Genomic DNA, 263 nt, shown 5'->3' on the forward strand with positions numbered 1-263 from the left:
GGTTGGGGGTGACGCCGCGCTGGAGATAATCGGCGCGAAACCCGTCGACCGAGACCAGGATCGTCACCGGCGCACGTACTTCTGCAGTTGCGGTCGGCGGCGGCGGGGTCTGCACCGGCGGCGTGGCACAGGCCTGGAGGACCGCGACGAGCGCGGCGGCGGCGATACGGGAGGTCCAGCGCATGGCTCGCCCATGCGCCGGATTTGTTGCCGGGGGAAGACCGGCTATCGGCCCAGTGCGAAGCGGGCGAACAGCGTATAGC

The 263-nt window shown here is 70.3% G+C and carries 1 protein-coding gene; it reads right to left on the reverse strand.

Translation table 11 applies throughout. The features are described 5' to 3' along the window. On the reverse strand, positions 1 to 184 hold a 184-nt coding region (locus AC6UDB_RS07065; RefSeq protein WP_500709554.1), incomplete at its 3' end, for a hypothetical protein. Positions 185 to 263 lie beyond the last annotated feature (79 nt).

Source organism: Fructilactobacillus sp. X3R2C1 (genome assembly GCF_059901235.1).